This is a genomic window from Lactimicrobium sp., assembly GCF_036453465.1.
Taxonomy (GTDB): domain Bacteria; phylum Bacillota_I; class Bacilli_A; order Erysipelotrichales; family Erysipelotrichaceae; genus Bulleidia.
This window is the reverse complement of record NZ_JAZHUW010000025.1, coordinates 21,085-29,319: the sequence shown is the minus strand read 5'-3', so window position 1 is coordinate 29,319 and position 8,235 is coordinate 21,085. Positions and strand designations below refer to the sequence as shown.

Genomic DNA, 8,235 nt, shown 5'->3' with positions numbered 1-8,235 from the left:
CAAGTGCTGAAACCAGAAAGCAGAAGGAAAAAGATGCCAAAGCAGGCAAAACCATTGCCCGCGGAAGCGATCTTTTCAAGAAGCCGGAGGTGAAGCAGAAAGCAGGAATTGAAGAAGAATACAAGAAGCTGTTGGATGAAAACAAGCTGTTCTTCACCATGGATCTGGTAAAGGAACAGCTTGATAAAGCATACAAGGCAAATACTGAAAGAGGCATGAAGATTCATATTAACCGGATCATACGCACCTGCAAAGCAACAGAGAACAAGCATTTCATGTGGTTTGCCAAGCTGCTGGAGGACCACATGAAAGGAATTATCTCTCACGCAAGAGTCCATATCTCATCCGGCAAAGTTGAAGGAACCAACCAGATGATCAAGACACTGAGACGCAAAGGATACGGCTATCCGGATGATGAATATTTCTTTCTGAAGATCATAGATGCCAGCAGAAAGTTTTCATGGCCTCAGAGGATACCTATCAACAGAAATTAGGACTGAACCATATTTTTTTCAATACTACTATTTATTTTGATCACCAGGATCATCAGGACTGAGTTTTCCCTCCAGGAAGTGTTTGCGGCACAAAGCAATATAGTCATCATTGGCACCAAGCATGATCTGGGCACCATTGCGGACAATGCCATGTTTGTTATATCTGGCATTGCAGGTTGCCTTCTTGCCGCACCAGCAGACCGTCTTGATTTCTTTGATTTCATCGGCGATAGCCAGCAGGCGTTCACTGCCTTCAAACAGGTTCAGCTGAAAATCTGTGCGCAGACCATAGCAGAGTACGGGAATATCCAGATCATCCACAATGTGAGCCAGGAAATCAATCTGCTCTGCTGGGGCAAACTGAATTTCATCAACGATCACAGCATCATATTTACTGATCTCTTCATCGCTCATGGCACAGATATCACTCAGCAGAATGCATTCTCTTTCCAGGCCGATCCTTGAGCGGATGACATTTTTCCCATCCCGGGTATCTGTGTTTGTTTTGGCCAGCAGTACCTTCTGCCCCCTTTCGCGATAGTTGTATTCAGCCATGAGGGCATTGGCACTTTTGGAGCTGCCCATTGCGCCATAATAAAAATACAGTTTTGCCATGATCGAAATCCTCCGTGAAACTTACCAGAAGTATTGTATTACAGAATCACTGGAAACAAGGTGCCAATTGCAAAAACAAGATGATAAGCATGATGAATGCCTGCAGCTGATTCCTGTGCGCAAAAAGTGCGCAAAGATACACAGAAACAGCCTCATTTTCTAAGAAAGTAAAAAGTCAATGAATAGATAAAAACCCTTAAAATGGGATTTTTCTGATCCAAAGAAAAAAGCGGAAAATAAAAAAAGTGCCCGTGGCCGGACTCGAACCGGCACGGTATCGCTACCGGGGGATTTTGAGTCCCCTACGTCTACCAATTCCATCACACGGGCATTGCCTGATTATTTTAATGCAATCACACATAAAAAGCAATGCAGGGCATCATCTGCCTGCATTGCTCACTTTTTCCCTCACTTTTTCACGCTTATTTTGCAGCCTTTGCCTTGGCCTGGGCGATAACCTCATCTGCTACTTCCTGCGGTGCAGGTTCATAGCGGTCAAATGCCAGAACATAGGTGCCTCTGCCCTGGGTCATGGAGCGCAGCTCATTGGCATACATCTGCACTTCTCTTAACGGCACTTCACCATTGATGACCTGATCGCCATCATCATTGGAGCCCACATCCAGGATGGAACCGCGCCGCTTGGTCAGATCACCGATCAAGGTACCGGTATATTCCTCCGGTGCTGTGATTGTGATTTCTCCAATTGGTTCCAGCAATACCGGCTTTGCCTTTGGCATACCGGCATTGTAGGCAAGTCTTGCCGCTTCCTTAAAGGCAGCTTCCTTGGAATCTACCGGGTGATAAGAGCCATCATACAGAGTTGCTTTGACACCAACAACCTTGTACCCAGCCAATACACCTTTCTGCATGCATTCTCTAAGTCCCTGCTCTACCGGCGGGAAGAACTGCTTTGGCACCGCACCGCCGAAGACATCCTCGGCAAATACCATATCCTCAGAATCGGTCGGTTCAAACTTGATCCAGACATCACCAAACATGCCGGCGCCGCCATTCTGTTTCTTATAGCGGCCCTGTGCCTCTGCTGTAGCAGTAATCGTCTCACGGTACTGAATCGTTGGAGTTGTCAAAGAGACATCTACCTTGTACTTGGATTTCAGCTTGGCACAGATCAGAGAAATATGCTGGTCGCCAAGTCCATAGAGAACCTGTTCATGTGTTTCTTCATTATTTACAAGGCGGATCGTTGGATCTTCCTGTTCCATGTTGCGGATGCCAACAGACATCTTGTCTTCATCTGCCTTGGTCTTTGGCCAGATCGCATAGCCAAGCATCGGCTGCGGATATTCAATACCATCATAGGAGACAACTCTGCTGCGTGTGCACAGCGTATCATTTGTTCTGGTTGATGACAATTTTGTAACAGCACCAATATCACCGGTAAACAGTTTACCAAGACCGATCTGATACTTGCCATTGACGGCATAGATCTGACCGATCTTTTCCGTCACATCACGTGTTGAGTTATAAACTTCAGAATCACTGTTGAGAACACCGGACATCACCTTGATGTAGGAAATTCTGCCAACAAATGGATCAATGACAGTCTTGAAGACAAAGGCACTGAGTGCTTCCTGCTCATTGGTCTCCATGGCAATGGTGCCGCCGCGCTGGCTGTTGGCATCAATATGTCCTTTCTCTGCATAGCTCGGGAAGTATTCGGTAATCAGATCCATCAGTCTTTCAATACCGGTCTGCTGGACAGCAGAGCCTGAATAAACCGGACGGATATCACCAGAACGGACACCAATTCTCAAACCTTTGGCAAGTTCATGTTCATCGAATTCTTCCCCATTGGAGAACTTCTCCAGCAGGTCATCATCCGTCATGGCAATAGCCTCGGCAATCTCGCCATAGTACTCTTCCACCTTGTCCGCAAGCTCTTCCGGAACCGGCTGGGCCTGGGTGCGGTTGTCATGGTACCATGCCTTCTTACGCAGAATATTGACCGAGCCAATATTCTTGCCATCTTTCATGATCGGCATTTCAAACGGAATGACAGAATTGCCGAACTTCTCTCTTAATTCTGAGAGCACTTTATCAAAATCAGCGTTTTCATCGTCCATCTTGTTCACAAAGAAGATAGTTGGCAGCTTCTGTTTCAGACTGGCTTTCTTCCAGGCACGCTCTGTACCAGGCTCCACACCTTCTTTGCCATTGACAACGATCAGCGCATTATCCCCTACATACAATCCGGTCTCTTCCTCACCCGCATAATCCATATAGCCCGGAGTATCAATGAAGTTGATCTTGCGGTCCTTCCATTCGACCGGTGCCAGATGGGCATAGCACGATGTACCGCGCTTGCCTTCTTCCGGATCAAAATCGAGGAAGCTTGTGCCGTCATGGTTCTTGCCAAACTTCGAAATCAGTTTTGTAAAGTACATGCAGGCTTCGATGACGGCTGTCTTGCCAGAGCCAGAATGTCCAAGCACAACGACATTTCTGACATTATTCGCCAAATAGTCTTTCATGATCGAATGCCCTCCTACTTCAGCAGATCCTTCAGATCTGCAAGGCATTCTTTACGCACATAGTGAATGGCCATGTTGGCTTCATTATCTTTGATGTACTTATCTGCACCATGGTCCAGCAGTGTTTTGACAAGTTCCGGATAGCCGATATAAGCAGCCCGCATCAGAGCTGTGCAGCCGCGGTTGTCAGCCGCATTGACATCGGCACCATTCTCAATCAGGAAGGAAATGATATCACTGTTATAGGCATTGACAGCCTCCATCAGTGCAGTTCTGCCCTGTTCATCACGGGCATTGACATCAGCACCCTTGGAGACAAGATACGCAACGGTCTCACCTTCGCCAAGCAATGCGGCTCTCATCAGAGCGGTACGGCCCTTGTTGTCATGGGAATTCACATCGGCACCGGCATGCACAAGCATCCGGCAGATCTCGACATGTCCCTTTTTCGCAGCTCCCATCAGAGCTGTCTTATTATTCTTGTCACGGGCATGCGTATCGGCACCGTTATCCAGCAGAAAGCGCACAATGTCCGTATAGCCGCGCTTGGCAGAACGCATCAATGCAGTGCGTCCATCACCATTTGCCACATTGACATCTGCGCCCTTTGAGACTTCTGAGCAGACCTTGGCAAAATCGCCCTTGGCTGCTGCTTCGAAGAATTCCAGATTTGTCTGATCCATATTCGTTTCCTCCTATTATTCATGAAGTCAAACAACCGACAAAAAAGATGGACATTGTCCATCTCAAATGTCATATGCAAAGCAGACCGCAACCCCGCCGAAAACAACCAGGCTTTCTTCTGAGCCGGTGACTGTCGATACTGAAAAACCAGTTACTCTGTCGTCCATTGTCTTTGTCTCCGATCTGTCTGCGGTGATTCTTTACCTGTATTTTAACAGAACCACAGCAAACTGCAAGGGCTTACATACAGAGTGCCACAAAGATCTGTCATTTTCCTGAAACCGTTCTTATTTTCTTTCAATCGTGACAACCGGATACGGAATCTCAATACCTCTTTCATTGAATTCTTTCAGGATGCCTTCCCTGACCACAGGTGCCACCGTAAAGTAAGCTCCAAAGCTTTCCACATGAATCGGAAATTTGATCTCAATGGCAGAATCCAGAAAAGCGTTGATCTGTACCGGGACGAAGGGATCCTGTTTATTTGTACGTCCGTCAATGATGCCTGGTGTATTAGCAAGGACATAGCAGATTGCCTCTTTTACCGCATCAATATTGGAATCATAGGCAACCCCGATCAGTTCATAATGGGTGTAGTCTGTCTGCCCGAATGTTCTGTTTTCCAGAATGCAGCTGTTCATCATGCTGTTGGGAATCATGATCTGGGTATTCTCCACGGTTGTTAAGGTGGTATGACGCAGGCTGATACCTGTCACGGTGCCGGCAATATTTTTCTCTGGCAGAGAAATGTTATCGCCTACCTTGAATGGATGGTACAGAGCCACAAAGAAGCCGGCGATGTAGTTGCCAAAGGTCTCCTGAGCAGCCAGAGAGACAGCCACCGCCAGAATGGAAGCACCGCCAACAGCCACATTGCCAAGTCCTTTCAATGGGATGATGTCGGAAAGAACGGAAAACGCACACAGAATATAGACGATGGTTTTGATCGTTTTGGCAAGATACTGCAGAATCAGCTGGTTGCTTGTGTCTTCTCTGCGGCTCTGATGCTCAAGTCCCCTGCGCAGCAGATGAACCACGATCTTGGCGGCCAGAAACATCAGGCCGGCATGGATCAGAAACAGAAACAATCCGTTTTGAAACAGATTATTGCCAAAGGTCCAGATCCCTGAGGATGTATTTGTAATCTCGTCCATAAGCTCTCCTATTTCAGTTTGTCACTGGCTGCCTTCCAGTCAGGCATGTAAGTTGCGACGGTTTGATAAAAGCGGGCTGGATGTCCGGGTACCAGTAAGTGTACATATTCATGCAGCAGAACATACTGCAGGCATTCATAAGGATAATGCATCAGCCGTACATTCATGGAAATATGGTTTCTTGCCGGTGTACAGGATCCCCAGCGGGAACGCATACTGCGGATGGTCATGGCAGGATGCGGAAGATGATGCGCATCACAGATCCTTTGATCCCACTGTATCCGTTCCTTTTCAAGATACATCTTCATCTGTTTTCTGGCAAACTTCTCATACATCTCAGAAAGATGTGATCCAGAAGGATCATTTGTCATGAAACAAAAGTATCCGTCATTGATCATGACTGCTTCCCTTTCTGCCGGTATAACTTTTACTGGATATGCCTGTCCCAACCAGAGAACGGTGCCATTTTCACCAGCAGATTCCTTGGCCTGTTTCTGTCTGGCATGATGGGATGCCTTTACAATCCATACCTGCTTTTCTTTCAGAAATGCTTCAATCTGGGCTTTTGGCATGTATAAAGGTGCACTGATGGTCAGCGTGCTGTCTTCCTGAATGCGCAGGTACAGATTGCGGATCCGCTTTCTTGTAATAACAGCCGGAATACTTTCCTCATTGATCTGTATCGTGATGTGCTGCAGTATAGATGTGTCCCTTCTCATCATAGTCCTCCAGGAAACTGTGCATCTTCCCATCGGCCTTATAGCCGGGGAAGCTTTCAATCTGAACAGCATGCAGAGCCCGGAAGATATTGTCCTCAATCATCGGATTGGTTTTAGACAGTCTGCGGATCAGATTCTTGACTTCCTGGCGTTTGGAACCACCGCCGCCATTGTCACAGATCGTGCAGTTCTCTGTGAACCGGCATGCACACTGGATAAACTGCAGATCATTGGCCCTTGCCCAGGCAATGATGTCAGCTTCCTTGATGCAGTACATCGGGCGGATCAGCTCCAGACCAGGGAAGTTTTCACTGTGAGACTTGGGAATGATCGTCTCCAGCTTACTGGAATAAAACATCGACATGACCGTTGTTTCAATCACATCATTCAGATGATGTCCCAAAGCAATCTTGTTGCAGCCGATTTCCCTGGCATGGTTATACAGATATCCTCTGCGCATTCTGGCACAGAGATAGCATGGGCTCTTGTCAGAGTTATTTGCCACAGCAAAGATATTGGTTTCAAAAATCTCAGCCGGAATGCCTAATAATTGCAGATTGCTTTCAATCTTGGCACGGTTGATCTCATTGTAGCCGGGATCCATCACAACAAACTTCACTTCAAAATCCACCAGATGATAGCGCTGGTACAGCTGCATCAGCTTGGCCATGCACATGCTGTCCTTGCCGCCGGAGATACATACCATGACTTTGTCACCCGGCTGAATCAGTTCATATTTACCAACGGCAATCTGAAACTTTGACCACAATTCACGGCGGAACTGCTTGGTCAGTGTATGTTCAATCTGCTGTGCAGGTGTTAACTTCTTTTCCATTTATTTTCCCTCATGTATTTCTCGAATTGCCTCAGCAAGTCCCTGGCACTCTTCCATTGTGGTTAATGGCGATAATGAAATGCGGAAACTTTCCAGCGCCCTTTTTCTGTCTTTTGTAAGTGCCATCACGGCATGGGATGGCAGATAGTCCGATGTACAGGCACTTTTGACCGATACACAGTACCCCTTTTCATCCAATGCTTTCTGCATTTCAAAGCCCTTATAGCCATGCAATGAAATATTTAATATCTGCGGCACAGCATGATCAGGAGAGTTGATCTTCAGTCCCTCAATCTTTGTCAGTTCTCTGCGCAGATATGCATTCAGCTTTTCACAGTGTGACTGCCAGTTTGATAAACTGGCATACATCTTTTCAAGCGCACATAAACATGCTGCAGCCATGGCTGGATCCGGTGTACCAGAGCGGTACAGTGTGGTGGAAGCACCGCCGCTGTTCTGGGGAACAAGCGGTACATGTTCATGTTTGATCAGGACACCGCATCCATTGAGACCAAAGAACTTATGCGGGGCAAAGGATACCGTATCTGCGATGGCAAAATCTACCGGGATCTTGCCCATGGCCTGGGTGGCATCCATATGCAGCAAGGTCTTTGGATGGCTGTGCACAATCTCCGCAATCTTTTTCACTGGCTGGATGACACCTGCCTCAGAGTCCACAAGACTGATGGAGACAAGACATGTATCATCCCGCACAAGATCTGCAAGTTCTTCCAGATCAATCGTGCCATCACTTGTCAAAGGACATAAATCAATCTCATAGCCTTCCATCTGCAGCATGCTTAACGACGCACTGATGGAACTGTGCTCCAGGCTTGTCGACACGATATGTTTACCAACGTGGCGGGTGGCAGCTGCGATTCCCTTTAAAGCAAGGTTATTGGCTTCCGTTGCACCGGAAGTCAGAATAATCTCATCTGGTCTGACATGTAATAATGCGGCCATCTTTGCCAGCACATCATCCATGACAGCTTTACTTGCCCTGCCCATAGCATGAACAGAATTGGCATTGCCAACGCATTGGGATGCTGTTTTGACATATGTTTCCAGAACAGAAGGATCCACGGGTGTATTGGCACAGTAATCAAAATAAACTGGTTTCTTCATCGCGTGCTATATTGTACACCAAATAAGACAGATTGCATTGAACGCCACACTCTAGCCGCTAAAAAATAATACTTGCATGAACGTTCAGCTTCAGGTATCATATTACCTGCGCAT

General features: G+C 47.0%; 8 protein-coding genes and 1 tRNA gene. 1 reads left to right on the top strand and 8 read right to left on the bottom strand.

The window, feature by feature from the left end; all coding sequences use genetic code 11:
• The coding region (locus SOI44_RS07270) for a transposase (protein ID WP_331348546.1) at positions 1-494 on the top strand (494 nt) is incomplete at its 5' end.
• Positions 495-521: 27 nt separating this feature from the next.
• Here SOI44_RS07270 and SOI44_RS07265 read toward each other — a convergent pair.
• From SOI44_RS07265 to SOI44_RS07230, 8 genes are all read right to left on the bottom strand, one after another.
• Positions 522-1,109 (bottom strand): thymidine kinase, encoded by a 588-nt coding sequence (locus tag SOI44_RS07265; protein ID WP_331348545.1) that lies wholly within the window; start codon positions 1,107-1,109, stop codon positions 522-524.
• Between the two features lie 246 nt (positions 1,110-1,355).
• Positions 1,356-1,439, bottom strand: a tRNA-Leu gene (locus SOI44_RS07260).
• A 92-nt stretch (positions 1,440-1,531) separates the two neighbouring features.
• On the bottom strand, positions 1,532-3,604 hold the full coding sequence (locus SOI44_RS07255; protein ID WP_331348544.1) for an elongation factor G: 2,073 nt from the start codon (positions 3,602-3,604) through the stop codon (positions 1,532-1,534).
• Between the two features lie 14 nt (positions 3,605-3,618).
• A complete protein-coding gene (locus SOI44_RS07250) occupies positions 3,619-4,287 on the bottom strand; it encodes an ankyrin repeat domain-containing protein (protein ID WP_331348543.1) in 669 nt (222 codons plus the stop codon).
• Between the two features lie 288 nt (positions 4,288-4,575).
• Positions 4,576-5,442 carry a mechanosensitive ion channel family protein gene (locus SOI44_RS07245; protein ID WP_331348542.1) on the bottom strand — a complete coding sequence of 289 codons (867 nt, stop codon included), beginning with the start codon at positions 5,440-5,442 and terminating at the stop codon, positions 4,576-4,578.
• 8 nt (positions 5,443-5,450) lie between these two features.
• Positions 5,451-6,161, bottom strand: coding sequence for a M48 family metallopeptidase (locus SOI44_RS07240; protein WP_331348541.1), 711 nt, complete (start codon positions 6,159-6,161; stop codon positions 5,451-5,453).
• Entirely contained in the window at positions 6,112-6,996 is an 885-nt protein-coding gene (locus SOI44_RS07235; protein WP_331348540.1) for a tRNA 2-thiocytidine biosynthesis TtcA family protein, read from the bottom strand. The genes SOI44_RS07240 and SOI44_RS07235 overlap by 50 nt, the downstream gene beginning before the upstream one ends.
• Positions 6,997-8,121, bottom strand: coding sequence for a cysteine desulfurase family protein (locus SOI44_RS07230; protein WP_331348539.1), 1,125 nt, complete (start codon positions 8,119-8,121; stop codon positions 6,997-6,999).
• Positions 8,122-8,235 lie beyond the last annotated feature (114 nt).